Source organism: Streptomyces sp. NPDC057877 (assembly GCF_042796855.1).
In the GTDB taxonomy this organism is placed as follows: domain Bacteria; phylum Actinomycetota; class Actinomycetes; order Streptomycetales; family Streptomycetaceae; genus Streptomyces.
The window spans coordinates 146405-171401 of sequence record NZ_JBHVMS010000013.1 but is presented as its reverse complement, the minus strand read 5'-3'; the positions used below and the strand labels follow the sequence as shown (position 1 = coordinate 171401).

Below are 24997 nucleotides of genomic sequence, written 5' to 3'. Positions count from 1 at the left end.
CCAGAAAATGGTCATGTTGCACGCCGATGGTAGGTTCTGGTCGGCGTGGAAACTGGGTGACAAACAGTTCCAAGGCATCATCGACAAAGGGTTTCCGTGGTGACCAGTCCAGAACTCGGAGACTCATCGGACCTGCGGAAGGTGCTCGATCCGGACAGCACCTTCACATCGTTCTGGCTGCGGGAGAACGCGGTGGCCCCGGTACCCGTAGGCGCTCGCATCGACGCGGCGCTGGCGCGCAGGATCACCGCTGGCTGTCGCGCGGTGGGAGCCTCGAACCTTCTCGCCACGAACCTCGCGGATGCTCCCGCCACGACATCCCGGCTTCCCGCCGACGCGGACTGCACGGGCATCCGTCCACCGGTCGTCCTGCGCACGCCCGACCTGCAGGGAGTCGTCCTCTTTCCCGAGGAGGGCTACGCACTGATCGCGGGAAATACCGCTTTCATGGCCTCGGCCGTCAGCGAGGGCACGGAGACGGCACGCGCACGCTTCGGCCGTTACGCACGCGCTCTCCTCGAACGCCACCCCTCACTGGCGTCCGTCACCGCCTCCCACCCACCCGGCCACCGCGCCTGGTCCCGGCCCGACGACGTCGACCCCGCCAGCGCGACAGCACAGCAGCTTGCGCTGTTGGAGGCGTTCACCGAGGGGACGTGCGCCGCACCGGACTTCGCACATGGCTGGTGGGACGCCCGCCGGACCTCCCAGACGAACGGGGAGCGGGTCCAAGGCCCCCTCGGCGGACTCCTGGACGACATCTTCATGATCCTCGAGGACTACTCGGTCGACCCTGACCTCGCGGAACCCGGCGATCTCGACGACGCCGGACTCCAGACCGCCGTACGCGCGGCCTGGCAGGACTTCCGCCGCCACAAGCCGGGCTGAAGCCGACAGCCACGGGGCGGTAGGTCGGCATGTGGCCGTCGATGTCCTCGCGGACCACCTGGCAAGCTGGCCGCCCTCGAACGAGATGTTCCCGCCGAGCGCGTCGACGCGGGCGGCGAGCCGACCTGCGGCGTCCACCAGGTAGGTGAGGGTACGGCCGTCGAAGTCGGTCTCGGAGGCGACGTTGACCGCGGCGTCGTACGCGTAGGGCGACCGGCAGGTCGAAGTGGGTGTACCCGAAGCGGGAGACGCCACCGGACGCGTCGGTGTGGGCGGGGCAGCTGCCCTGGCCGTCGTAGGTCCACGACTGAGTGGCGCCGTCAGGGCCGGTGCGTCGGGCGAGTTGCCAGTCAGTGCCACGGAAGCTGGTGACGCCGCCCACCGGGTCGGTGATGCCTATCGGCCTGCCGAGGCCGTCTCGCTCCGTGCGGGTGACGGCACCGCCGGGACCGGTGACCTCCACGGGCCGTCCTGCCGCGTCGCACACCACGCGTGTCGTGGCCCGTGTGAGGCCCAGCAGGCCAGGGAAAAGGGCCGTCCAGACCGTGGACAAGGTAGTCGAGAGAGCCCAGGGCGACCGGATGAGAAAGGCCGGGAACTACCACGCCGATTCCATGCACGGATTCAGCGACGAACGGGCCCGGGAAGATTCTCAGGAGCCCTGACCCGGTGTACCACTCAACGGCGGGCAGCGGAAGGCTGATCCTCCGGCAGAGGGAGGACATCGTGGTGGCGGAGGGCTGCGGCGCCGGGGCAGGCAATGTGTCATCACGGCGTACGGCCCGTCCGGCATCAGGGGCGACTCCGGCGTGCGAGCGCTTGGCGGCCTCCCCACCGATCCCGGTGGGCCGGATACCCACGCGGACGTGGTGAAAGGCAGGATTCCAGCCAAGAACGGCTACATGGCTCCCGGAGTGCAGATTCGATGAGGCGGCATTCACCATAAGACTCACCCTCGACGGCGACTGGAATGCGACGGTGACGGGCGATCCACTGCGCACCACCCCGCGATTCGACTTCCCGGGCCAATGTGTGCGCATCGCGGAGTTCGCGGACGTGGAGGAATGGCAACGGTCCCTCGCGGACACTTTCGGCAGCCAGGAATGGCTGTGGGACGATCCCGACGAGCTCCGGTTCGCCCCGGGCAGCCGGGAACTGGTCAGCGCCGGGCTGCGGTTGCCCTATGAGTCCGCTTCCGCCGAAGACTGTGCCCGCGTTCCCGTCACGCCGACGGTACGCCCGGGCGGGCTGCGGCCGGACGAGACCCGGGACTTCCGCCTGGAGGCGACCACAGAACTCTGCCGCGCCCCCGGGGACGCCGTGCTGACCTGCCTGCGCGACCCCGACGTCCTGGACGAGCCGCTGGAGGCCCGCATCGGCATCGCCCCCGACGTGGCGGTCCTCGTCCAGCACAGCACCGTCGTCGGCTGGAGCCTGACCGACCCGGTCCGGTACCTGACCACGGGGTTCGCCGCCCCCGACCCCCGCCCGCCCTCCCCCGCCACCCGTCGGCTGCTCACCGAAAGCCTGGACCTGATCACCGCACCACTGCTCTACGAAGTCAGGGACCGGAACCCGGCCACCCTGACCCGCCTCCTGGCACTGGACGAGGCCCTGCGCGACCAGCGCGAAGACCGCCACCGAGCCGACTCCCTGCTCGCGCTCATCAGCAACCTTGCCGAGGACCACGCCGACCGGCCAATCGGGCAGAAGCCCTGAACCACCAGCCTGCCCCACCCCTGGCAACGACGCGGACACCGGACGGGACAACGCCGTCCGGATCCGGTGAGGGGTACGCGCATCTACTCCCGCTTCCCGGTCACCAGGACGAAGCGGGGAACCTGTACCACAGGCAGGTCCACAACCGGAACTGAAGACAAACGGTCACCGATCGCTTAGGTTCCTACACACTCGCCCAAGCAGCGGCGCTGGCGACACTCCTGGCGGCGGCTGCCGTCCTCCACTTGGCGCACTTCAGCAAACAAAGTCGCGCCCCTGGCCACGGCCGAGCAACGCAGGAAAACCGCAGGTCACCGACCCTTCGCGGCAGGCTCCAAAATCGCCACGCACTCCACATGCGAAGTCATCGGAAACAGATCAAACACCCGCAACATCCGCACCCGATAACCCCCCTCCCGGAAATACCCCAGATCCCGAGCCAACGCCGCCGGATCGCAAGCGACATACGCGACCCGTCGCGCCCCCAGCGAAGCCAGATGCTCCACCGTCTTGCGCCCGGCCCCCGCCCGCGGTGGGTCCAGGACGATCAGGTCGACCTCGGTGATCCCGGTGCGCGGCAGGACCGACTCGACCTTGCCCTGCTCCACCCGTACCCGCGGGAAGTCCGCGAGGTTGTGCCGGGCGTCCTCGACCGCACGCTTGCCGGACTCGATGCCGAGGACCGCGCCCGCCTCGCCGACGCGGTCGGCCAGGGCGCCCGCGAAGAGGCCGACGCCGCAGTACAGGTCGAGGGCCATGTCGCCCTTGCGGGGCAGCAGGCCCTGCATGACGGCGGTGACGAGGGTGTCGGCGGCCTTGGGATGGACCTGCCAGAAGCCGCCGCTGCCCACGCGGTAGGTGCGGCCGTCGGCGCGTTCGCGGACGAAGGGGCGGCCGTGGACGCGGTGGACGCCGCCGTCCTTCTCGCCGACCCGCATGACGGAGACCGGCCGGTCCAGGGAGACGATCGGCAGGCGTGCCCCCGGCTCCGGGGTGAGGATCACCTGTCGGTCCTGGGAGCCCGTCGCCGCGATCGCCTCGACCGACTCCATGCCGGTCCAGTCCCGCTTCTCGATGCCCAGCTCGCTGACGCCCTCCGCGGCGATCATGCAGTGGTCGATCGGCTCGACCTCATGCGAGCGGTGGCGGCGCAGACCCGCGCGGCCCGCCCCGTCCACGGCGTACTGGACGCGCGTACGCCACTGCGGCACCTGCCCGGCGGGCAGCTTGTCGCCCTCGGCGGGCATCACCGTGCCGTCCCACCCGGCCTCCTCGGGCGTGAGCCCGGCGAGCCGCTTCAGCTGCTCGGCGACGACCTCCCCCTTGAGGCGGCGCTGGGCGCCCGGCTTGGCGTGCTGCCAGTCGCAGCCGCCGCAGCGGCCGGGACCGGCGTACGGGCACGGCGCCTCGACGCGGTCCTTGGACGCCGACGACACCGAGACCGCGTCCGCGCGCAGGAAGCGGGCGCCCTCCTCGCCCTCGGTGACCCGGGCCACCACCCGCTCACCGGGCAGCGCGTGCCGGACGAACAGCACCTGGCCGGAGTCCGTCCGGGCGACGCAGTGGCCGCCGTGCGCGACGGGGCCGACCTCGACCTCGTACTCGACTCCGACCAAGGACCCTTCCGGAGCCCCCGCCTGCGTCTTCTTCGGTTCTGCCTGCATGGCGGGGTGACTCCAGAGGAAAGAGAGGGTACGGCCGGACAACAGCCCACCAGTCTACGTCCTCCGCGCAGGCCCACAGACGCCCCGGACGCACACACCCCACGGACGCCACAGACACCACAGACACCATGAGCCTCAGCGCCCGCCGCCGTCCTTCGGGGGCGGCGGCCCCGCAGGCCCCCGCCGCACCGACCCCGGCGCGTTCCAGTCCTGCCGCTTGCGGGCGCGCTTCTTCGCTGCCTCCGAGGACGCCAGCTGGTACGGCACCGAGGTCACCATCACCCCCGGCGTGAACAGCAGCCGCCCCTTGAGCCGCAGGGCGCTCTGGTTGTGCAGCAGATGCTCGTACCAGTGCCCGACGACGTACTCGGGGATGATCACGGAGACGGCGTCGCGCGGCGACTCACGGCGGATGTTGCGGACGTACTCGATGACCGGGCGGGTGATCTCCCGGTAGGGCGAGTCCAGGACCTTCAGCGGTACGTCGATGCCGCGCCGCTCCCACTCCTCGCGCAGCGCCTTGGTCTCGGCCGGGTCCACGTTGACGCTGAGCGCCTCCAGGGTGTCCGAGCGCATCAGCTTGGCGTAGGCCAGGGCGCGCAGCGCCGGGCGGTGGATCTTGGAGATCAGGACGACCGAGTGGACGCGCGAGGGGCGGGCGCTGTCGTCGCTGGGGCCCTCGGGGGCGGCGAGTTCGCTGGAGACGTGGTCGTAGTGGCGGCGGATCGCGGACATGGTGACGTAGAAGATCACCATGCCGAGCAGGGCCACCCAGGCGCCGTGCGAGAACTTCGTGACGAGTACGACGACCAGGACCAGGCCGGTGAAGAAGGCGCCGAAGGCGTTGATAGCGCGGGAGCGGTACATGTGGCGGCGCTTGGCCGGGTCGCGCTCGGTGGTCAGATGACGGTTCCAGTGCCGGACCATGCCGGTCTGGCTCAGCGTGAAGGAGACGAAGACGCCGACGATGTAGAGCTGGATGAGCCGGGTGGAGTCGGCGCCGTACACCCACACCAGCAGTCCCGCCGCACCGGCCAGCAGCACGATGCCGTTGGAGAAGGCGAGCCGGTCGCCGCGGGTGTGCAGCTGGCGCGGCAGGTAGCGGTCCTGGGCGAGGATCGAGCCGAGCACCGGGAAGCCGTTGTAGGCGGTGTTCGCGGCGAGGAACAGCACCAGCGCGGTGGCCGCCGCGAGCAGCACGAAGAAGAAGCTGCCCTTGCCGAAGACGGCCTCGGCGACCTGGGTGATCACCGGGTTCTGGACGTAGTCACCGCCGACCGGGACACCGCCGCGGAGCAGGTCGTGGGCGGGGTTCTCGGCCATCCGGACGTCGGTGGCCAGGGCCAGGCCGATGATGCCGCAGAACATGGTGACCGCGAACAGGCCCATCAGGGCCAGCGTGTTCGCGGCGTTCTTCGACTTGGGCTTGCGGAAGGCGGGGACGCCGTTGGAGATGGCCTCGACACCGGTGAGCGCGGCACAGCCGGAGGAGAAGGCGCGCAGCAGGAGGAAGACCAACGCGAAGCCCGCGAGGCCCTGGTGCTCGGGTTTGATCTCCAGGTCCGCCGTCGGTGCCTTCATGGTGTCGCCGAGCACCAGGCCCCGGAACGCGCCCCAGGCGATCAGCAGGAAGACCCCGCTGACGAAGACGTACGTCGGGATGGCGAACAGCTTGCCCGACTCCTTGACGCCGCGCAGGTTCATCAGGGTCAGCAGCACGATCACCACCAGCGCCGAGAGCACCTTGTGCTCGACGATGAAGGGGACCGCGGAGCCTAGGTTCTCGATGCCGGAGGAGATGGAGACGGCGACGGTCAGGACGTAGTCGACGAGCAGGGCGCTGGCGACAGTGAGGCCCGCCTTGGGCCCGAGGTTGGTGTTGGCCACCTCGTAGTCGCCGCCGCCGCTCGGATAGGCGTGCACGTTCTGCCGGTACGACGTCACCACCGTGAACATCAGCACGACGACCGCGGCGGCGATCCAGGGGCTGAAGTGGTAGGCCGACACGCCCGCGATGGAGAGGACCAGCAGCACCTCTCCTGGCGCGTACGCCACGGAGGACAGCGGGTCGGAAGCGAAGACGGGGAGTGCGATGCGCTTCGGCAGGAGCGTTTCGCCCAGCCGGTCACTGCGCAGTGCGCGCCCGATGAGGATCCGTTTGGGCACGTCGGTCAGTTTGGACACAACAGAGGATCGTAAGCCTTCGAACTGGCTGCCGCCCACCGCCCCGCCCTCATCTGCCTCACGAGTGAAATCACCTCCGGTCACGGCTGCGGATTCCACGCATACGACACCACCCGTGCCTATATGACAAAACGCTCACCGCCTCGCCCCCTCGGAGGTCCCATGCCCGCCCCCGCAGAGCTGATCGGCGCCACCGCCTCCCTCGTCGGCCTCGGCATCCTGACGCTGCTCAGCGTGCTGAGCATCAGCCGCCGCTGAGCACGCCGACCGTGCACGGGGGTGCCCGCGACGGACCGCGCGTGTGTAGCTTGGTCGGCGGTCTGAGACCCTGTTGCAAGGTCCTGGGCGCCCTGTCGCGAGGCCTTGGACCAGCTCAACAACTTCTGACACCGGAAGGACGGTCGTGCACATCGTCATCATGGGCTGCGGCAGAGTGGGTTCCGCTCTCGCCCAGACCCTGGAGCAACAGGGGCACACGGTCGCCGTGATCGACCAGGACCCCACCGCCTTCCGACGACTGGGTTCCGCCTTCGGCGGCCGTCGCGTCACCGGTGTCGGCTTCGACCAGGACACCCTGCGCGAGGCGGGCATCGAGGAGGCGGGCGCCTTCGCCGCCGTCTCCAGCGGTGACAACTCCAACATCATCGCGGCCCGGGTGGCCCGCGAGATGTTCGGCGTCGAGAACGTCGCGGCCCGCATCTACGACCCCCGCCGCGCGGAGGTCTACCAGCGCCTCGGCATCCCCACCGTGGCGACCGTCCGCTGGACGGCCGACCAGATGCTGCGCCGACTGCTCCCCTCCGGGTCGGAGCCGCTGTGGCGCGACCCCACCGGCGGGGTGCAGCTGGCCGAGGTGCACGCCTCGGCCGCCTGGGTCGGTCACAAGATCAGCACGTTGCAGGAGGAGACGGGCGTCCGGGTGGCGTTCCTCACCCGCCTCGGTGAGGCGGTCCTGCCCACCTCGCAGACGGTGTTGCAGGAGGGGGACCTGGTGCACGTGATGATGCGCTCGGACGAGGTCGAGAAGGTCGAGGCGGCCTTCGCCGAGGGCCCGAAGGAGGGCGGTCGCTGATGCGTGTCGCCATTGCCGGGGCCGGCGCGGTCGGCCGCTCCATCGCCGGTGAGCTGCTGGAGAACGGCCACGAGGTCCTCCTCGTCGACAAGGCGCCCACCGCCATCTCGGTGGAGCGCGTCCCGCAGGCGGAGTGGCTGCTCGCCGACGCCTGCGAGATCACCTCCCTGGACGAGGCCGCGCTCCAGCGCTGCAACGTCGTGATCGCGGCGACCGGCGACGACAAGGTGAACCTGGTCGTCTCGCTGCTCGCCAAGACGGAGTACGGCGTCCCGCGCGTCGTCGCCCGCGTCAACAACCCCAAGAACGAGTGGCTGTTCAACGAGGCCTGGGGCGTCGACGTCGCCGTCTCCACCCCGCGCCTGATGTCGGCCCTGGTCGAGGAGGCCGTCAGCGTCGGCGACCTGGTCCGCCTGCTCCGCTTCAGCCACGGCGACGCCAACCTGGTCGAGCTGACCCTCCCGGAGGAGTCCGCCCTGGCCGGTACCCGCGTCGGCGACGTGGAGTGGCCCGAGGACACCTCCCTGGTCACCATCATTCGCGGCACCCGCGTCCTCACCCCGTCCACGGAGGACTCCCTGGAAGCGGGCGACGAGCTGCTGTTCGTGGCCGCACAGGCCCGGGAGGAGCAGCTGGAGGACCTGCTGTCCGTCCGCAGGGCGGACGCCCCGAGCTGAGCGACAGGCAACGCCGGGCGGGCCACCCCGTCCGGCGTTTTCCAAGCGCGCGGGCCAGGCCAGCCAACCTGGGCCCGTCCGGCGTCTTTCAGCCCGGGGCCCGGGCGAGCCAACCCAGCCCGTCCGGCGTTTGAGGACAAGGCCCGTCCAGGGCCGAAGCGGGGGTCTGGGGGCGGCAGCCCCCAGCACCGAGGGCCAGCCCCACCCAGCCGACCTCGCGACAGTTCCCTGCACCCGGGCAGGCGGCCCCACCCAGCCGACCTCGCGACAGCCCCCGGCACCCGGGCAGGCGGGGCCTCACCCAGCCCGCTTCGCGACAGCCCCCGGCACCGAGGCAGGCGGCCCTACTCGGCCGACCGCCCCGCAGCCTCCCGCGCCTTCTCCTCCGCCTCCATCTCCGCGAACACATCAATCGGCGCGGGCGCCTTCGCCAGGAACACCCACGTCAACCACACCGCAAGCAGGAACGGCGGAATCTTCAGCGCGACCAGCACCCACCCGAGCTGAGTCGTGTCGGCCCACCAGTACAGCGGGAAGAGAATCGCGCACTTGGCGAGCAGGATCAGCCCCCACGCGTAACTGGCCTTGGCGTACGCCTTCTTACGGCCGGGGTTACGGGTCCGCCAGGACAGGTTCTCCTTGAAGACCGGCCCGAGGATCAGTCCGATCAGCGGCACCCCGCACAGGGTGGTGATGATGTACGCCAGCCCGAGGCCCAGCGTGTAGAGCATGCCGGGCAGGTAGAAGTCCTTGGCGTTGCCGGTCATCATCGCGAAGACGACACCGAAGGCCACGCCGAAGACACCGCTGAAGGCGTGCTTGACGGTGTCCTTCATGGCAAGCCGGACCACGACGAGCAGCAGGGACACCGCCAGCGCGGCGATCGCCGACAGATGCAGGTCCTTGTTGATCGTATAGATGGTCACGAAGAGGAGACCCGGCAGCACGGTCTCCACCATGCCCCGGAGCCCGCCGAACGCCTCGAACAGGGCGGCCTCGGTCACCGCCCTGGCGTCATGCTCACGTTTCGCGGCGTCTTCGGTGGCTTCGGTCGGCTTGTCCAGCGACGTCACCGGCTACTCCCGTCCGAGGGGTCGGAGTTCGTACTTGGGATTGAACAGCACCCGGCGGCCCCGGCTCATCGAGATCCGGCCGGACGCGATCAGCTTGCGCCCCGGTTCTATCCCGGTGATGGAGCGTCTGCCGAGCCAGACCACGTCCAGTGCGGCGGAGCCGTCGAACAGCTCGGCCTCCAGCGCCGGGACACCCGCGCGCGGGCGCAGGGTGACCGTGCGCAAGGTACCAGTAACGGTGACGATCTGCCGGTCATGGCAGTCGCCTATGCGCGTACAGCCCGCCGTGTCGGCGTCCTCCCGCAGCTCCTCCGACTCCAGGTCCTCCTGGGAGGAGGAGAGCCGGTCAAGCATGCGCCGGAACCGGCCCACCGGCTTGTCGGAACGAGGAACAGCACTCATGTCTGAAGCCTACCGGGGTGTACCGACAGGGACGTACCCCCCGGACTACCGTTCGAATCGATATCCCATCCCCGGCTCCGTGATGAAGTGCTTGGGGTGCGACGGATCGGCCTCCAGCTTGCGCCGCAGCTGCGCCATGTAGACCCGCAGGTAGTTCGTCTCCGTCCCGTACGACGGCCCCCACACCTCCTGGAGCAACTGCTTCTGGCTGACCAGTCGGCCCGTGTGCCGCACCAGCACCTCCAGCAGATGCCACTCCGTCGGGGTCAGCCGTACGTCCCTCCCGTCGCGGTTGACCTTCTTGGCGGCCAGGTCGACGGTGAACGCCTCGGTCGCCACCAGCACCTCGTCGTCGGCGCCGGTCGGCTCGGCGCGGCGGACGGCGGCGCGCAGCCGGGCCAGCAGTTCGTCCATGCCGAACGGCTTGGTGACGTAGTCGTCGGCCCCGGCGTCGAGCGCCTGCACCTTCTCGTCGGAGGAGTGCCGGGCGGACAGCACGATCACCGGCACCCGGGTCCAGCCGCGCAGCCCCCGGATCACCTCGACGCCGTCCATGTCCGGCAGTCCGAGGTCGAGGACGACCACGTCGGGGTGGCGGGCGGCGGCGAGCCGGAGGGCGGTGGCCCCGTCGTGGGCGGCGTCGGCCTCGTACCCGCGCGCCTTGAGGTTGATCACGAGCGCCCGGACGATCTGCGGCTCGTCGTCGACCACGAGGACCCTCGTCGGGGTCTGCCCGGTCCCCTCGGATGAGGTCACCATGAGGCCTGCCTTTCTGGCTGTGCGTGCTGGGGCTCGGGGCGGGGTCCCGCCGCGCGGAGCGTGAGGACCATGGTCAGTCCGCCGCCCGGGGTGTCCTCGGCGTTGAGGGTGCCGCCCATGGCCTCGGCGAAGCCGCGGGCGACCGCGAGGCCGAGGCCGACGCCGTTGCCGCGCGGGACGTCGCCGTAGCGCTGGAAGGGTTCGAAGATGCGGTCCCTGGCCTCCTCCGGGACGCCGGGGCCGCGGTCCACCACCCGTAGCTCGACCCGGTCGGCGATGGCGCTGGCCAAGACCAGGACGGACGTACCGTCGGGGCTGTACTTGACCGCGTTCTCCACGACGTTGGCGACCGACCGCTCCAGCAGCCCGGGGTCCACCTCGACCATCGGCAGCGTCTCGGGGATGTCGAGGCGCACGCTGTCCTCGGGCACGCCGCCCAGCGCCATCGGCACCACCTCGTCGAGGTCGACGCAGCGGATGAGCGGCGCGACCGTGCCGGTCTGGAGCCGGGACATGTCGAGCAGGTTGCCCACCAGGTGGTCGAGGCGGTCGGCGCCCTCCTCGATGCCCGCGAGCAGTTCGGCGCTGTCCTCCTCGGACCAGGCCACGTCGGGTGAGCGCAGACTGGACACGGCCGCCTTGATCCCGGCCAGCGGGGTCCGCAGATCATGGCTCACGGCGGCCAGCAGCGCCGTACGGATCCGGTTGCCCTCGGCCAGCGCGCGGGCCTGGTCGGCCTCCGCCTTGAGCCTCCTGCGGTCCAGGACGACGGCGGCCTGCGCGGCGAACGCGGCCAGCACCCGCCGGTCCTCGGCGGGCAGCACCCGGCCGGTCAGCGCGAGCGCCATGTGACCGCCGACCGGCATGTCCACGTCCGCGTCCTCGGGCCGTTCCAGCGGGGGCCCGTCCCCGGCCCGGCCCACGCAGGTCCACGGCTGGAGGTCGTCGGCGCGTTCCAGGAGCGCGGCCGACTCCATGGCGAAGGTCTCGCGGACCCGCTCGAGGACCGCCTCCAGACTGGTCTCGCCGCGCAGCACGTTGCCCGCGAGGAAGGAGAGGATCTCCGACTCGGCGCGCAGCCGGGCCGCCTGGTGGGTGCGCCGGGCGGCGAGGTCGACCACGGAAGCGACGGACACCGCGACCCCCACGAAGATCACGATGGCGACGATGTTCCTGGGGTCGGCGATGATGAACCGGTGCTGGGGGTAGGTGAAGAAGAAGTTCAGCAGCAGGGACCCCAGCGCCGCCGAGGCCAGCGCCGGGAGCAGCCCGCCGAGCAGCGCCGACGCCACCACCACGGTGAGGTACAGCAGCACGTTGTTGGCGAAGCCCAGGTCGACGGCGTTCAGCAGCACGGTGAGGACGGCCGGGCCCGCCAGCCCGACCAGCCAGCCCCACAGGGTCCGGTCCCGGCCGAGCCGCGCGCCCCGCGCGACGGGCAGTCCGCGGCCCCGGGCGGCCTCCTCGTGGGTGACGATGTGCACGTCCAGGTCGGGGCCGGAGTCGCGGGCCACGGTGGCTCCGACGCCGGGGCCGAAGACGTACTGCCAGCTCTTGCGGCGCGAGGAGCCCAGCACGACCTGGGTGGCGTTCACCCCGCGCGCGAACTCCAGCAGCGCGGCGGGTATGTCGTCGCCGACGACGTGGTGGAAGGTGCCGCCGAGGTCCTCCACCAGCGTGCGCTGTACGGCCAGTTCCTTCGGTGAGGCGCTGGTCAGGCCGTCGCTGCGGGCTATGTAGACGGCAAGCACCTCGCCGCCCGCGCCCTTCTCGGCCAGCCGGGCGGCGCGTCGTATCAGGGTGCGGCCCTCCGGACCGCCGGTCAGCCCGACCACGATCCGCTCCCGCGAGCCCCAGATCCGGGAGACGTGGTGGTCCTCGCGGTACTGCTTCAGGTACTCGTCGACGCGGTCGGCCACCCACAGCAGCGCCAGTTCGCGCAGGGCGGTCAGGTTGCCGGGCCGGAAGTAGTTGGAGAGGGCGGCGTCGATCTTGTCGGGCTGGTAGACGTTGCCGTGTGCCATACGGCGGCGCAGGGCCTGTGGCGACATGTCGACCAGCTCTATCTGATCGGCCCGGCGCACGATCTCATCGGGCACCGTCTCGCGCTGCCGCACTCCCGTGATCGACTCCACCACGTCACCGAGCGACTCCAGGTGCTGGATGTTCACCGTGGAGATCACGTCGATCCCGGCGGCCAACAGCTCCTGCACGTCCTGCCAGCGCTTGGCGTTGCGCGAGCCGGGCACATTGGTGTGCGCCAGTTCGTCCACCAGCGCCACCCGGGGCCGCCGGGCGAGGACCGCGTCCACGTCCATCTCCTCGAACAGCGCGTCGCGGTGGGTCAGCTCCCGGCGCGGGACCTGTTCCAGGCCGTGCAGCATCACCTCGGTGCGGGAGCGCCCGTGGTGCTCGACGAACGCCACCACGCAGTCCGTGCCCCGCTCCACCCGCCGGTGGGCCTCGGACAGCATCGCGTAGGTCTTGCCCACGCCCGGTGCCGCACCGAGGTAGATCCGTAGCCTGCCGCGTGCCATGTCCTCATTGTCCGCATCTCGTTCACCGCTGCTTGCGCAGCATCGAGATTACGACCAATGTTCGGGACATATCGGATGGATGGTGGGGTGGTGGCCGACTTTGACGCGCCTCTGACGCGAGCCCCGCGCGGCACGACAGGGGCCGCACCCCGGTGGGTACGGCCCCTGCGCGACGTATGTACGCACTCAGACGTAGGTACGTACTCCTACGTATCGACGTACTCCTACGTATCGACGTACTCAGCGGACCTCGGTGATCTCCGGGCCGCGCTGGAGCTGGCCCATGCCGCCCGAGAAGCGGGAGGAGGCCTGGTCCTCCTGCTGGACGCCCTCGGGGACCATCTGGGCGTCGTTCGGCAGCTTCAGGACGATCGGGTCACGGGGGGCCATCGGGCCGTCGCCGCGGACCACGACCGTGTCACGGAAGATCTGCTCCAGCAGCCCGGCCGCCTGCGGCTGCACCGCGCCCTGACCGGAGATCACCCCGCGCAGGAACCAGCGGGGACCGTCGACGCCGACGAACCGCACGACCTGGAAGCCGCCCGTGCCGTCCGGCAGCTGCACCGGCACCTGGGCCCGCAGCTCCCAGCCCAGCGGGCCCTCGGCCTCGTCGATGATGCCGCCCTGCTGGGTGATCCCGGAGGCGATCTCCTCGCGGACCTCGCCCCAGATGCCCTCACGCTTGGGAGCGGCGAAGGCCTGGAGCTGGATGGCGCTGTCACGCAGCACCACGGTCGCCGCGACGATCGCGTCACCGGCGACCTCGACCCGCAGTTCCATGCCGTCGACACCCGGCACGAACAGCCCCCCCAGGTCCACCCGGCCCTCGCCGGGATCGCGGACCTCGGTGCTGTCCCAGGGTCCGTCGGGCCGGGGCTCCGGCTCCAGCCGTACCCGCTCGCGCTCGCCTTCGCCCGCCTCAGTGCCGACACCGTCGACGACCTGCTCGGCCTCGCCCGCCGCGTCCGCCGCGCCGTCAGCGGAGCCCTTCTTCTTGCGACGTCCGAACACGTCACTGTCCTTCCCGGTCGGATACGACCGAAGCGTATCGATACCCACCCGCCTGGCCGCCCTCGGCGGCCCGACCGTTTGCCCTGCTCTTACCGGTGGTCTCACCGGTCTTACCGGTCACGGCGGCATGGCCGCCGGTGGACCCGAAGCCCCCCTCGGCCCGCGCCGAATCGGGAAGCTCCGCCACCTCCTGGAAGCGGACCCTCTCGACCTGCTGGACGACGAGTTGGGCAATCCGGTCGAAGCGCTCGAACCGCACGGACTCGCGCGGGTCGAGATTCACCACGATCACCTTGATCTCCCCACGGTACCCGGCATCAACCGTCCCTGGGGCATTCACCAGAGCCACACCACAGCGGGCCGCGAGACCCGACCGCGGGTGCACGAAGGCCGCGTACCCCTCCGGGAGCGCCACAGACACCCCGGTCGGCAGTACGGCCCGTTCCCCGGGCGCCAGTTCGCGCGCCTCGGTGGTGCGCAGATCGGCACCCGCGTCACCCGGGTGCGCGTACGACGGCAGCGGTACGTCGGGGTCGACGCGGCGGATCAGCACCGGTACGGCGTCCCGGCTCACGGGTTCACCTCGAAGGCGCGGGCCCGGCGGACCTGGTCCGGGTCGTCCATGGCGGCCTGGATCTCCTCCTTGCGGCCATGGTCGATGAAGTGGTCCACCTTGACCTCGACGAAGAGGGCGTCGGCCCGCACGGCCACCGGCCCGTCGGGGCCGCCGACGCGTCCGGTGGCGGTCGAGTAGATCTTCCGTCCCGCCACCGCGGTCACCTCGGCCGACAGGTGCAGGGTGGTGCCGACGGGCACCGGCCGCACGAAGTCCGTCTCCAGCCGTCCGGTCACGGCGATCGTGCGCAGCAGCCAGTTCAGCGAGCCGAGGGTCTCGTCGAGGGCGCTGGCGAGGACACCGCCGTGCGCCAGGCCGGGGGCGCCCTGGTGGGCGGGCTTCACGGTGAACTCGGCGGTGATCGACACGCCTTCACCGGCCCGTGCCGCCAGGTGCAGCCCGTGCGGCTGGTCGGCGCCGCAGCCGAAGCACTGGCCGTAGTGCGCGCCGAGCAGTTCGCCGGGGGCGGGCGCGTCGGGGTGCCGTACCGGCGCGACGGCGTCGGCCGGGGGCTGAAGGGATGCGGAAGTACCACTCACAGGCGCAGACCTTACCCGCGCGTCGGCCGATCCCGGACACCGTGCCAAGCTAGGCCGTATGCAGCTCTCCGCCACCCCGTACGAAGAACGTCTCACCGCGCCCCGCTCCTGGTGGCTGCTCAGCCTCCTGGTGGGGATCTCGCTGGCGCTGATCGTGCTCCCCTTCGGCACCCTGCCGATGCTCGCGGGCCTCGCGGGCGGTACGGCGGCGGCGGCGACCGTGGCCAGCGCGTACGGCTCGGTCCGCATCCGCGTGGTGGGTGACTCCCTGATCGCGGGCGACGCGAAGATCCCGGTGGCGGCGCTCGGCGAGGCGGAGGTCCTGGACCCCGAGGAGGCGCGCGCCTGGCGCACCCACAAGGCCGACACCCGCGCCTTCCTCCTCCTGCGCGCCTACGTCCCCACGGCCCTCCGCGTCGAGGTGACCGACCCGGACGACCCGACGCCGTACCTGTATCTGTCGACCCGGGAGCCGGAGCGGTTGGCGGCGGCGCTGGTGGCGGCGAGGACTGCGGGGGCGTAAGGCTCGGGGGCCGCCGGGGCCGTCAGGGGGTTCGGGCCCGCCCGCGCATTCCAGCGGCTCGGCAGCGGCGGCGTAAGTCCCGGGGAGTTCCGCCAGGCCGAGGCTCAGCGCCGCGGTGACTCAGGGTCGTCAGGGGCCTCGGGCGTGCCCGAGATCTCCAGGGGCTCGGTGGGGCGCTCCAGCGGCGGCAGGGGCGGCAGCGCGTCCCATGGCACCTGCATCCCGCGCAGATCCTTCCGGATCCGGTCGGCGAGCTTTCTGGTGTCCCGGCGGTTCATCGCCGCGCCGACCGCGGCGCCCACCAGGAAGGGCATCAGGTTCGGCATGTTGCGGACCATGCGCTTCATGATCTGCTGTCTCAGTTCCCGCCTCATCTGGACGCCGAGGGCGCTGTTCACGGAGGCCGGTTTCAGTACGTCGATCCCGCGCTCACCGGACCAGGACCGGAGGTAGGCGGTGCTGCGGTCCTTCAGGTTGCCGGGCGGCCTCAGGCCGTAGACCTCGTGCAGTTCGGCGATCAGCTTCAGCTCGACCGCGGCCACGCCGGTGACCTCCGCGGCCAGCTCGGTTGGCATCGCCGGCGGCACGGGCAGCATGGCCGCCGCGCCGACTCCCGCGCCGACCGTCGCCGACGCGTTCACCGCGCCCGCCACGAGCTTGTCGGCGAGTTCCTCAGGGCCGAGCCCGGGGAACTGCCTGCGCAGGGTCGCGAGGTCCCGTACGGGGACCCGTGGGGCGTTCTCGATGATCCGGTCGGTGAGGTGGGCCAGGCCCGCCCTCGCGCGGTCAGAGCCCCTGCGGACGCCTTCCTGGGCCAGTTCCCTGGCCCTGCCCCTGATCGCCTTCCTACGGGCGACAGGCGCGGGGTGGGAGGCCGGTACCGGGGCGTCGGCCCGATCTCCGGCCGGTTCGAGCGAGGCTGATCCCGCGGGTGAGGTGCCCGCCGTGGATGAGCCCCGCTCGTCGTCACGCACGCCGTGAGGGCCGTCGGACGGCCCCGGGTCCGCTCCCCGCGCGGGGGAACGGCGCTTCCAAGGTGGGGTCGAGCCAGTCACGGCCGACCCCGCCTCAGTCGCAGTCGCGGCAGATCGGCTGACCGTTCTTCTCCCTGGCCAGCTGGCTGCGGTGGTGCACCAGGAAGCAGCTCATGCACGTGAACTCGTCCTGCTGCTTCGGCAGCACCCGGACAGCCAACTCCTCGTTCGAGAGGTCGGCGCCGGGCAGTTCCATGCCCTCCGCTGCTTCGAATTCGTCGACGTCGACAGTCGAGGCCGACTTGTCGTTCCGCCTGGCCTTCAGCTCTTCGAGGCTGTCCGAGTCGACGTCGTCGTCGGTCTTGCGTGGAGTGTCGTAATCGGTTGCCATGTCGCTCTCCCCCTCCGGGTGTCTGCGGTGTCTCCAGCGCACGTAACGCGTGAGAGGCCGGACTTGTGCCCGACCCGAGGCGGAGATTTTGCCTCACATCAAGGTCTGTTACTCAATCGACACCCAACCGGACTCCTCATGAGTGATCGGCTTGGATGGCGATCGGGACCGTACACGGTCCAAAGGTCGCACTTCAAAGGGGTCCCACCGTGTACTTCCCGTGATCAAGCCACAGGAAAACCCGGATTTTCCCGGCTTTCCACCTCCTCACATGATCACGGAGAGTAGATGGCCGGAAAATCGCCCTTGTGATCGATCACACACCACGTAGCAGACCGAGTGCCCAGAAAATTCCGCGCAAAGCGAACATCCTCGGTGTGTCCCGGGTGTGCGGCGAAAGGATCTCAGACCGGCAGGGTCACCCGCATCTCGAGCCCACCTCCCTCACGCGGCCGGGCGTAGATGTGCCCACCGTGCGCCCGCGCCACCGACCGCACGATGGACAGCCCCAGCCCCACGCCCTTGTCACTGCCGGTGCGCTCGGTGCGCAGCCGCCGGAAGGGCTCGAAGAGATTGTCGATCTCGTACGCGGGCACCACCGGCCCGGTGTTGGACACCACGAGCACCGCCTGACCGCCCTGGACGTCCGTGGTGACCTCGACCCAGCCGCCTTCGGGGATGTTGTACCGCACGGCGTTCTGTACGAGGTTCAGCGCGATCCGCTCCAGCAGCACGCCGTTGCCCTGGACCACCGCGGGCTTCTGCTCGCCCTGGATCCGCACCCCCTTGGCCTCCGCCTCCCCGCGCACCTGGTCGAGGGCCTGCCCCGCCACCTCCGCGAGGTCCACCGGCCCGCGCTCCACGATCTGGTTGTCACTGCGGGCGAGCAGCAGCAGCCCCTCGACGAGCTGCTCACTGCGCTCGTTGGTGGCGAGCAGGGTCTTGCCGAGCTGCTGGAGTTCCACCGGCGCGTTCGGATCCGACAGATGCACTTCCAGGAGCGTGCGGTTGATCGCGAGCGGGGTGCGCAGCTCGTGCGAGGCGTTGCCGACGAAGCGCTGCTGCGCCGTGAACGCCCGCTGGAGCCGCTCCAGCATGTCGTCGAAGGTGTCGGCCAGCTCCTTCAGCTCGTCGTCCGGACCGTCCAGCTCGATCCGCCGGGACAGGTCCGACCCGGCGACCGCGCGGGCGGTGCGGGTGATCCTGCCGAGGGGGGACAGCACCCTTCCGGCCATCGCGTACCCGAAGGCGAACGCGATCACCGCGAGGCCGAGCAGGGCCAGCAGGGAGCGGCTGAGCAGGTTGTCCAGGGCGACCTGGCGCTGGTGGTCCATGCACCCGCTGATCGCCTCGTTGAAGGCGGCCAGCGAGAGGCTGGCGTTGTTGATCGCCGGGCAGTCGTCACTGGTGACCTTGATAGCCGTACCGTCGACGATCTTGAACGGGGGTTCGTTGCCCGTGTTGATGGCCTGGGCCGCGAGCAGGTAGATGATCGACAGCAGCAGGATCCCGGCGATCAGGAACATGCCGCCGTACAGCAGCGTGAGCCTTATCCGGATGGTCGGGCGCAGCCACGGCGGCTGGACCGGCCGCCTGGGGTCCCAGGTGGGCTTCGGGGGCGCCTGGGGAGGCGCGGGGGTGGCGGCCACGGGGCATCAGATCCGGTAGCCGGAGCCGGGCACCGTGACGATCACCGGCGGCTCGCCCAGCTTGCGGCGCAGGGTCATCACGGTCACCCGGACGACGTTGGTGAACGGGTCGGTGTTCTCGTCCCAGGCCTTCTCCAGGAGCTGCTCGGCCGAGACGACCGCGCCCTCGCTGCGCATCAGGACCTCCAGGACGGCGAACTCCTTCGGCGCGAGCTGCACCTCCTTGCCGTCCCGGAAGACCTCGCGGCGGTTCGGGTCCAGCTTGATCCCGGCCCGCTCCAGCACCGGCGGCAGCGGCACGCTCGTACGGCGGCCCAGGGCACGCACGCGTGCCGTCAGCTCGCTGAACGCGAAGGGCTTGGGCAGATAGTCGTCGGCGCCGATCTCCAGACCCTCGACCCGGTCGCTGACGTCGCCCGACGCCGTCAGCATCAGCACGCGCGTGGGCATGCCCAGCTCGACGATCTTGCGGCAGACGTCGTCGCCGTGCACCAGGGGGAGGTCGCGGTCCAGGACGACCACGTCGTAGTCGTTGACGCCGATGCGCTCCAGGGCGGCCGCACCGTCGTACACGACGTCGACGGCCATGGCCTCCCGGCGCAGTCCGGTGGCCACCGCATCGGCGAGCAGCTGCTCGTCCTCGACGACGAGTACGCGCACGTCGCTGGTCCTTCCTCGTGTCCACCCGCGTAGCACAAGGGTGCGCGCGGGCAGGGCTTCATGGGGCGTGTTGCCTCCATCCTGCCCTTTTCGGCCATAAGTCGGCTGTAAGGCGGGGAGACGGGGCTTTGGCGGGAGGCCCGGGGAGGGTGCCAGGAGGGTGCGCTGGGGACCGAGGGGGGCGCGCGGGAATGCCAGATTTTCTCCCTCGGTTGAGGTTTCCGCGGGAGGGACTGGGGGGAGGACGCTTTACACCCCGCGATCACGCTCTGCTCGTACCGCAACACCATGCGGTACACCGCGGCCGCTTCGCAGAGTGGGCGTGGGTGTCCGGCACCGTCGCCGCCCGGCTGGGCAGCGCTGGGCACCTACGGGAGACGTGATCGCCCCTTCCGAACGGCACACCCCCGTGCCAACGACCCACGACCCAGGACGAGGGGGCGCAGCATGGACGCATTCACTGCAGGGCTTCTGCAGCGCATAAGGGCGACCGAGTCCGACCTGACGCGGGCTCAGGACGAAGGCGACGACTTCCTCGCCGAGGTGGAACAGGGCGAGCTGGACGACCTCCGGCGCCTGGCTGCCGAGCATGGTGTGGAGGTCGGCGTCTTCAACGCCTGACCTGCGTTTAGGCGCGAGTGGTACGGCCCCCGGCGAATCCAGCGCCGGGGGTCGGGTTTTTTGCTCGGGCTTTCGCTCGGGTTTTTCGCTCGGTCGCCTGCGGGGCGCCCCAGCCGGTGTGGAGGGGCCGAACGTGCTCAGCCCTTCGGACCTCCGCGCGTTCAACGGCCCCTCCCCACCGGCGCGCCCCTTCGGCTCCCTCGGGCCGACGCGTCGGCACAGTGAAGGTGGGTGGGCTCTCGCCGTCCCGGCCGTGCCGTCAGTCGTGCCAGGCCCCCAACCCCTCCAGGAGCTGTTGGAGCGGCTCGAAGACGCCCGGTGTCGCCGCGACCGTCAGGTCCCAGGAGGGGCGGGCTCCGGGACGGCCGCCGGTCAGGGCGCCTGCCTCGCGGGCGATGAGGTCGCCCGCTGCCAGGTCCCAGGGGTGCAGGCCACGCTCGTAGTAGCCGTCCAGACGGCCCGCGGCCAGGTCGCAGAGGTCGGCCGCGGCCGAGCCGCCGCGGCGGATGTCGCGGAGTCGCGGGATGAGCTGGCGGGCGACCTCGGCCTGGTGGTCGCGGACCTGGGTGACGTAGTTGAAGCCGGTGGAGACGAGGGCCTGGTCCAGGGGCGGTGCCGGGCGGCACGTCAGTCGGCGTTCGCCGGACCAGGCGCCGGTGGCCCGGGCGCCGCCGCCGAGGACGGCGTGGAAGGTCTCGCCGCGCATGGGGAGCGCCACGACGCCGACGACCGTCTCGCCCCGGTGTTCGGCCGCGATGGAGACGGACCAGGTCGGCAGGCCGTAGAGGTAGTTCACGGTGCCGTCGAGCGGGTCGATCACCCAGCGGACGCCGGAGGTGCCCTCGGAGGCGGCGCCCTCCTCCCCGAGGAAGCCGTCGTCGGGGCGGTGGGTGGAGATCAGGTCGGTGATCAGCTTTTCGGCGGCGATGTCCATCTCGGTCACGACGTCGATCGGGCTGGACTTGGTGGCGGCGACCGCGAGGTCGGCCGGGCGGCCGTCCCGCAGCAGCTCGCCCGCGCGGCGGGCCGCCTCGTGGGCGAGCCCCAGCAGTTCCGTGTGCAGGGCGTCGGTCACGGGGCTCCTCATGCGTAGGGGCTGTCGGCGCCCGCGGCGGCGGGCCGGGGGGCGCGGGCCGGGCAGCAGCCGACCGGGCAGACGTCGTGGCTGGCGCCGAGCGCGCCCAGGGCGCACGGGGTGACCCGCTGGCCGCGCTCGGTGGTGGCGCGCTCCAGGATCAGGTCACGGATGGCGGCGGCGAACCTGGGGTCGGCGCCGACCGTGGCGGCGCGGCGGACCGGCAGGCCCAGCTCCTCGGCCTTGGCCTTGGCCTCCGTGTCGAGGTCGTAGAGGACCTCCATGTGGTCGGAGACGAAGCCGATGGGGGCCATGACGACGGCCGGGACACCGGCCGCGTGCCGTTCCTCGAGGTGGTCGCAGATGTCGGGCTCCAGCCACGGGATGTGCGGGGCACCGGAGCGGGACTGGTAGACGAGCTGCCAGGGGTGGTCGACGCCGGTGCGCTCGCGGACGGCGTCGGCGATGAGGCGGGCAACGTCCAGGTGCTGACGGACGTAGGCGCCGCCGTCGCCGTGGCCTTCGACGGGGCCGGAGGTGTCGGCGGCCGTGTCCGGGATGGAGTGGGTCGTGAAGGCGAGGTGGGCGCCGGACCGGACCTCTTCGGGGAGGTCGGACAGCGACTTCAGGACGCCCTCGATCATGGGCTCCACGAAGCCGGGGTGGTTGAAGTAGTGCCGCAGCTTGTCGATCTTCGGCAGGTCGAGGCCCTCGGACTCGAGCTGGGCGAGGGAGTCGGCCAGGTTCTCGCGGTACTGGCGGCAGCCGGAGTAGGAGGCGTAGGCGCTGGTGGCGAGGACGAGGACGCGGCGGCGGCCGTCGCGGACCATCTCGCGCAGGGTGTCGGTCAGATACGGGGCCCAGTTGCGGTTGCCCCAGTAGACCGGCAGGTCCAGGCCGTGGTCGGCGAAGTCCTTGCGGAGGGCTTCCAGCAGGGCGCGGTTCTGGTCGTTGATCGGGCTGACCCCGCCGAACTGGAAGTAGTGCTGGCCGACTTCCTTGAGTCGTTCCTTGGGGATGCCCCGCCCCCGTGTCACGTTCTCCAGAAACGGGACCACGTCGTCGGGTCCTTCCGGGCCGCCGAACGAGAGCAGGAGGAGGGCGTCGTAGGGGGTGGCGTCGAGCACGTCTGGCATGACACCGATCCTGCCACTCGCCTCTGACAGCGGGACAACGGCGGGGTGGCCGAGGCGGTGGCCACTGCTCCGAACGGGTGCATTAGGGTTGCCTAACTCGTAAGCTGTATCGGCCGCGGTCACGCCTTACCGGCGGCGTCCATCCCGCCGCGTGGCGGGGCGGTCGTCCGGAAGGCGCCGACCGCTCGACCGAGCCCCCCTTCACCGCCGTACCGCCGACTCCTCGGCCGCGGCGCGGACCCACCGGAGACCTCCGTGCCCAGCCCCTATCGCGCCCTGTTCGCCGCCCCTGGCTCCAAGGCGTTCTCCGCCGCCGGGTTCCTGGGGCGGATGCCGCTGTCGATGATGGGCATCGGCGTGGTGACGATGGTCTCCCAGCTAACCGGGCAGTACGGGCTGGCGGGCGCGCTGTCGGCCACCATCGCGCTGTCGGCGGCGGTGGCGGGTCCCCAGGTCTCACGGCTGGTGGACCAGTACGGGCAGCGGCGGGTGCTGCGCCCGGCCACCCTGTTCTCGCTGACGGCGGCGGCCGTGCTGCTGTTCGCCGCGCACTACGAGTGGCCGGAGTGGGTGCTGTTCGTCGCGTGCGTGGGCATCGGCTGTGTGCCGAGCGTCGGGGCGATGATCCGGGCCCGCTGGGCGGCGCTGTACCGGGGGACGCCGAAGCTGCACACCGCGTACTCCTTCGAGTCCGTGGTGGACGAGGTCTGCTTCATCTTCGGGCCGATCATCTCCATCGGACTGTCGACCGCCTGGTTCCCGGAGGCCGGGCCGCTGCTGGCGGCCTGCTTCCTGGCGGCCGGTGTCTTCTGGCTGACCTCGCAGCGCGCCACCGAGCCGGAACCGCACCCGCGCGAGCGGCACGGCGGCGAGGGCGGCGGCAGCGCGCTGCGCTCCCGGGGCCTCCAGGTGCTGGTGACGACGTTCGTGGCGACCGGGGCGATCTTCGGTGCCGTCGACGTGGTGACCGTCGCCTTCGCCGAGGAGCAGGGGCACAAGGGCGCCGCCAGTGTCGTCCTCGCGGTGTACGCGGCGGGCTCCTGTGCCGCGGGCGCCGTTTTCGGGCTGCAGCACTTCACGGGGGCGCCGGAACGCCGGTGGCTGCTGGGTGTCTGTGCGATGGGCGTGAGTATGATCCCCCTCCTACTGGTCGGAAACTTGCCGTTTCTGGCCGTGGCGCTCTTCGTCGCGGGCCTGGCCATCGCTCCCACGATGATCACGACGATGTCCCTCATCGAAGAGCACGTACCACGCGCGCAACTGACCGAGGGCATGACCTGGGTGAGCACCGGGCTCGCGGTGGGGGTCGCGGTCGGCTCCTCCGTGGCCGGCTGGGTGATCGACGCCGCCGGTGCGCGCGCCGGTTACGGGGTTCCGGCGGTGTCCGGGGCTGTCGCGGTCGCGGTCGGTTTCCTCGGGTACCGCCGGCTCCGCAGGCCGGCTCAGGGTCGGGGAGGCACCGTTGAGCAGCACAGCGAGCGGGAAGATCGGCACGTGGCGTAACTGGGGCGGCAACGTCAGCGCGCGGCCCGCGCGGGAGGTCACGCCCGCCTCCGTCGACGAGCTGGCGGACGCGGTGCGCCGGGCCGCCGGGGACGGGCTCACGGTGAAGGCAGTCGGAACCGGGCACTCCTTCACGTCCATAGCCGCGACCGACGGCGTGTTGATACGCCCTCAACTGTTGACCGGCATCCGCGACATCGACCGTACGGCCATGACGGTCACCGTTGAGGCCGGTACACCGCTCAAGAGACTCAACACCGCCCTGGCCCGCGAGGGCCTGTCGCTGGCCAACATGGGCGACATCATGGAGCAGACGGTCTCCGGCGCCGTCAGCACGGGCACGCACGGCACCGGCCGCGACTCGGGCTCGATCGCCGCCCAGATCACCGCCCTTGAGCTGGTCACCGCGGACGGCTCGGTGCTCACGTGTTCCCGGAAGGAGAACCCCGAGGTCTTCGCCGCCGCGCGGATCGGGCTCGGCGCCCTCGGGATCGTCACCGCGATCACCTTCGCCGTCGAGCCGATCTTCCTGCTCACCGCGCGCGAGGAGCCGATGCCGTTCGCGCGGGTGCTCTCCGAGTTCGACGAACTGTGGACCGAGAACGAGCACTTCGAGTTCTACTGGTTCCCGCACACGGACCGCTGCAGCACCAAGCGCAACAACCGCAGCGCCGGACCCGAGCGGCCGGTCGGCCGGTTGAGCGGCTGGTTCGAGGAGGAGTTCCTCTCCAACGGCGTGTGGCAGGTGGCCAACCTGGTGGGCCGTGGCGTGCCCGCCGTCATCCCCGGCATCGCGCAGGTGGCCAGCCGCGCGTGGTCCGCGCGGACGTACACCGACATCCCTTACAAGGTCTTCACCTCACCGCGCCGGGTGCGTTTCGTGGAGATGGAGTACGCCGTCCCGCGCGAGGCGGTGGCGGACGCCCTGCGCGAGCTGAAGTCCATGATCGACCGGTCCCGGCTGCGGGTCAGCTTCCCGGTGGAGGTGCGCACGGCGCCCGCCGACGACATCACCCTGTCCACCGCCTCCGGCCGCGACAGCGCCTACATTGCCGTGCATCTGTTCAAGGGGACGCCCTATCAGGCCTATTTCACCGCCGCCGAACGCATCTTCACGGCGTACGAGGGGCGGCCGCACTGGGGGAAGGTGCACACGCGGGACGCGGAGTACTTCTCCCGGGTCTATCCGCGGTTCGGTGAGTTCACCGCGCTGCGGGACCGGCTGGATCCTCAGCGGCGGTTCCAGAACGCCTACTTGCGGCGGGTTCTCGGCGCCTAGTCCGGTGGTTCCGGACCCGGACGGGAAAGGCGGGGAACGTCCCGG

23 protein-coding genes and 2 pseudogenes are annotated in these 24997 nt (G+C 70.9%); 8 read left to right on the top strand and 17 right to left on the bottom strand.

What is annotated here, in order from left to right; translation table 11 throughout:
• The first annotated feature begins 99 nt into the window (after positions 1-99).
• Positions 100-888, top strand: a complete 789-nt coding sequence (locus ACFVQG_RS33935) for a hypothetical protein (RefSeq protein WP_383391058.1) — start codon at positions 100-102, stop codon at positions 886-888.
• Positions 889-1029: 141 nt separating this feature from the next.
• Here ACFVQG_RS33935 and ACFVQG_RS33930 read toward each other — a convergent pair.
• A pseudogene (locus ACFVQG_RS33930) lies at positions 1030-1143 on the bottom strand (hypothetical protein); the annotation flags it as partial.
• Positions 1139-1375, bottom strand: a pseudogene (locus tag ACFVQG_RS33925) (RHS repeat domain-containing protein); the annotation flags it as partial. The pseudogenes ACFVQG_RS33930 and ACFVQG_RS33925, both read right to left, overlap by 5 nt.
• Before the next feature lie 491 nt (positions 1376-1866).
• Here ACFVQG_RS33925 and ACFVQG_RS33920 point away from each other — a divergent pair.
• The gene (locus tag ACFVQG_RS33920; protein WP_383391055.1) at positions 1867-2607 is read left to right on the top strand and encodes a hypothetical protein; all 741 of its coding nucleotides are present in this window, start codon (positions 1867-1869) and stop codon (positions 2605-2607) included.
• A gap of 311 nt (positions 2608-2918) precedes the next feature.
• Here ACFVQG_RS33920 and ACFVQG_RS33915 read toward each other — a convergent pair whose 3' ends face one another.
• A complete protein-coding gene (locus ACFVQG_RS33915) occupies positions 2919-4271 on the bottom strand; it encodes a class I SAM-dependent RNA methyltransferase (protein ID WP_383391053.1) in 1353 nt (450 codons plus the stop codon).
• 135 nt (positions 4272-4406) lie between these two features.
• Entirely contained in the window at positions 4407-6455 is a 2049-nt protein-coding gene (locus tag ACFVQG_RS33910) for an APC family permease (RefSeq protein WP_383391050.1), read from the bottom strand.
• 403 nt (positions 6456-6858) lie between these two features.
• Here ACFVQG_RS33910 and ACFVQG_RS33905 point away from each other — a divergent pair, with 403 nt between their 5' ends.
• Together ACFVQG_RS33905 and ACFVQG_RS33900 are read left to right on the top strand one after the other, a co-directional pair.
• Positions 6859-7527, top strand: coding sequence for a potassium channel family protein (locus ACFVQG_RS33905; RefSeq protein WP_383391047.1), 669 nt, complete (start codon positions 6859-6861; stop codon positions 7525-7527).
• A complete protein-coding gene (locus tag ACFVQG_RS33900; RefSeq protein ID WP_383391045.1) occupies positions 7527-8204 on the top strand; it encodes a potassium channel family protein in 678 nt (225 codons plus the stop codon). The genes ACFVQG_RS33905 and ACFVQG_RS33900 overlap by 1 nt, the downstream gene beginning before the upstream one ends.
• Before the next feature lie 344 nt (positions 8205-8548).
• On the opposite strand, the gene ACFVQG_RS33895 is transcribed toward ACFVQG_RS33900, so the two are convergent.
• From ACFVQG_RS33895 to ACFVQG_RS33865, 7 genes are all read right to left on the bottom strand, one after another.
• On the bottom strand, positions 8549-9277 hold the full coding sequence (locus tag ACFVQG_RS33895) for a DUF3159 domain-containing protein (RefSeq protein WP_383391042.1): 729 nt from the start codon (positions 9275-9277) through the stop codon (positions 8549-8551).
• A gap of 3 nt (positions 9278-9280) precedes the next feature.
• On the bottom strand, positions 9281-9679 hold the full coding sequence (locus ACFVQG_RS33890; RefSeq protein ID WP_383391039.1) for an OB-fold nucleic acid binding domain-containing protein: 399 nt from the start codon (positions 9677-9679) through the stop codon (positions 9281-9283).
• Positions 9680-9724: 45 nt separating this feature from the next.
• Positions 9725-10438 carry a response regulator gene (locus tag ACFVQG_RS33885; protein ID WP_383391036.1) on the bottom strand — a complete coding sequence of 238 codons (714 nt, stop codon included), beginning with the start codon at positions 10436-10438 and terminating at the stop codon, positions 9725-9727.
• A complete protein-coding gene (locus tag ACFVQG_RS33880; protein WP_383391034.1) occupies positions 10432-12975 on the bottom strand; it encodes an ATP-binding protein in 2544 nt (847 codons plus the stop codon). Before ACFVQG_RS33880 ends, ACFVQG_RS33885 begins: the two co-directional genes overlap by 7 nt.
• A gap of 240 nt (positions 12976-13215) precedes the next feature.
• Positions 13216-13986 (bottom strand): DUF3710 domain-containing protein, encoded by a 771-nt coding sequence (locus tag ACFVQG_RS33875; protein WP_383391030.1) that lies wholly within the window; start codon positions 13984-13986, stop codon positions 13216-13218.
• Between the two features lies 1 nt (position 13987).
• Positions 13988-14560: a dUTP diphosphatase gene (gene dut / locus ACFVQG_RS33870; protein ID WP_383391026.1), complete on the bottom strand. Its 573-nt coding sequence runs from the start codon at positions 14558-14560 to the stop codon at positions 13988-13990.
• Complete coding sequence (locus tag ACFVQG_RS33865; protein WP_383391024.1) at positions 14557-15141, bottom strand: PaaI family thioesterase; 585 nt, start codon at positions 15139-15141, stop codon at positions 14557-14559. Before ACFVQG_RS33865 ends, dut begins: the two co-directional genes overlap by 4 nt.
• A 58-nt stretch (positions 15142-15199) precedes the next feature.
• Here ACFVQG_RS33865 and ACFVQG_RS33860 point away from each other — a divergent pair, with 58 nt between their 5' ends.
• Positions 15200-15664 (top strand): DUF3093 domain-containing protein, encoded by a 465-nt coding sequence (locus tag ACFVQG_RS33860; RefSeq protein WP_383391021.1) that lies wholly within the window; start codon positions 15200-15202, stop codon positions 15662-15664.
• A gap of 104 nt (positions 15665-15768) precedes the next feature.
• Here the strand turns inward: ACFVQG_RS33860 and ACFVQG_RS33855 are convergent, their stop codons facing one another.
• The 4 genes from ACFVQG_RS33855 to ACFVQG_RS33840 form a co-directional block, all read right to left on the bottom strand.
• The gene (locus ACFVQG_RS33855; RefSeq protein WP_383391019.1) at positions 15769-16719 is read right to left on the bottom strand and encodes a hypothetical protein; all 951 of its coding nucleotides are present in this window, start codon (positions 16717-16719) and stop codon (positions 15769-15771) included.
• A 13-nt stretch (positions 16720-16732) separates the two neighbouring features.
• Positions 16733-17029 carry a DUF4193 domain-containing protein gene (locus tag ACFVQG_RS33850; protein ID WP_210920960.1) on the bottom strand — a complete coding sequence of 99 codons (297 nt, stop codon included), beginning with the start codon at positions 17027-17029 and terminating at the stop codon, positions 16733-16735.
• Between the two features lie 404 nt (positions 17030-17433).
• Positions 17434-18678: a sensor histidine kinase gene (locus ACFVQG_RS33845; RefSeq protein WP_383391016.1), complete on the bottom strand. Its 1245-nt coding sequence runs from the start codon at positions 18676-18678 to the stop codon at positions 17434-17436.
• A 6-nt stretch (positions 18679-18684) separates the two neighbouring features.
• Complete coding sequence (locus ACFVQG_RS33840) at positions 18685-19338, bottom strand: response regulator transcription factor (protein ID WP_007385219.1); 654 nt, start codon at positions 19336-19338, stop codon at positions 18685-18687.
• A 447-nt stretch (positions 19339-19785) separates the two neighbouring features.
• On the opposite strand from ACFVQG_RS33840, the gene ACFVQG_RS33835 reads away from it, so the two are divergent.
• On the top strand, positions 19786-19959 hold the full coding sequence (locus ACFVQG_RS33835) for a hypothetical protein (protein WP_383391014.1): 174 nt from the start codon (positions 19786-19788) through the stop codon (positions 19957-19959).
• Positions 19960-20218: 259 nt separating this feature from the next.
• Here the strand turns inward: ACFVQG_RS33835 and ACFVQG_RS33830 are convergent, their stop codons facing one another.
• Both ACFVQG_RS33830 and ACFVQG_RS33825 read right to left on the bottom strand, forming a co-directional pair.
• Positions 20219-21034 carry an inositol monophosphatase family protein gene (locus ACFVQG_RS33830; RefSeq protein WP_383391011.1) on the bottom strand — a complete coding sequence of 272 codons (816 nt, stop codon included), beginning with the start codon at positions 21032-21034 and terminating at the stop codon, positions 20219-20221.
• Between the two features lie 8 nt (positions 21035-21042).
• On the bottom strand, positions 21043-22170 hold the full coding sequence (locus ACFVQG_RS33825; protein WP_383391009.1) for a ferrochelatase: 1128 nt from the start codon (positions 22168-22170) through the stop codon (positions 21043-21045).
• 255 nt (positions 22171-22425) lie between these two features.
• On the opposite strand from ACFVQG_RS33825, the gene ACFVQG_RS33820 reads away from it, so the two are divergent.
• Both ACFVQG_RS33820 and ACFVQG_RS33815 read left to right on the top strand, forming a co-directional pair.
• Positions 22426-23673, top strand: a complete 1248-nt coding sequence (locus ACFVQG_RS33820) for an MFS transporter (protein WP_383391006.1) — start codon at positions 22426-22428, stop codon at positions 23671-23673.
• Positions 23633-24952: a D-arabinono-1,4-lactone oxidase gene (locus ACFVQG_RS33815; RefSeq protein ID WP_383391005.1), complete on the top strand. Its 1320-nt coding sequence runs from the start codon at positions 23633-23635 to the stop codon at positions 24950-24952. Before ACFVQG_RS33820 ends, ACFVQG_RS33815 begins: the two co-directional genes overlap by 41 nt.
• Positions 24953-24997: the final 45 nt, after the last annotated feature.

What these genes read in the sequence shown, in the direction of transcription:
- ACFVQG_RS33880 (WP_383391034.1), bottom strand. Translation starts at nt 12,975, where the DNA reads ATGGCACGCGGCAGGCTACGGATCTACCTCGGTGCGGCACCGGGCGTG.
- ACFVQG_RS33915 (WP_383391053.1), bottom strand. Translation starts at nt 4,271, where the DNA reads ATGCAGGCAGAACCGAAGAAGACGCAGGCGGGGGCTCCGGAAGGGTCC.
- ACFVQG_RS33825 (WP_383391009.1), bottom strand. Translation starts at nt 22,170, where the DNA reads ATGCCAGACGTGCTCGACGCCACCCCCTACGACGCCCTCCTCCTGCTC.
- ACFVQG_RS33890 (WP_383391039.1), bottom strand. Translation starts at nt 9,679, where the DNA reads ATGAGTGCTGTTCCTCGTTCCGACAAGCCGGTGGGCCGGTTCCGGCGC.
- ACFVQG_RS33900 (WP_383391045.1), top strand. Translation starts at nt 7,527, where the DNA reads ATGCGTGTCGCCATTGCCGGGGCCGGCGCGGTCGGCCGCTCCATCGCC.
- ACFVQG_RS33850 (WP_210920960.1), bottom strand. Translation starts at nt 17,029, where the DNA reads ATGGCAACCGATTACGACACTCCACGCAAGACCGACGACGACGTCGAC.
- ACFVQG_RS33835 (WP_383391014.1), top strand. Translation starts at nt 19,786, where the DNA reads ATGGACGCATTCACTGCAGGGCTTCTGCAGCGCATAAGGGCGACCGAG.
- ACFVQG_RS33860 (WP_383391021.1), top strand. Translation starts at nt 15,200, where the DNA reads ATGCAGCTCTCCGCCACCCCGTACGAAGAACGTCTCACCGCGCCCCGC.
- ACFVQG_RS33885 (WP_383391036.1), bottom strand. Translation starts at nt 10,438, where the DNA reads ATGGTGACCTCATCCGAGGGGACCGGGCAGACCCCGACGAGGGTCCTC.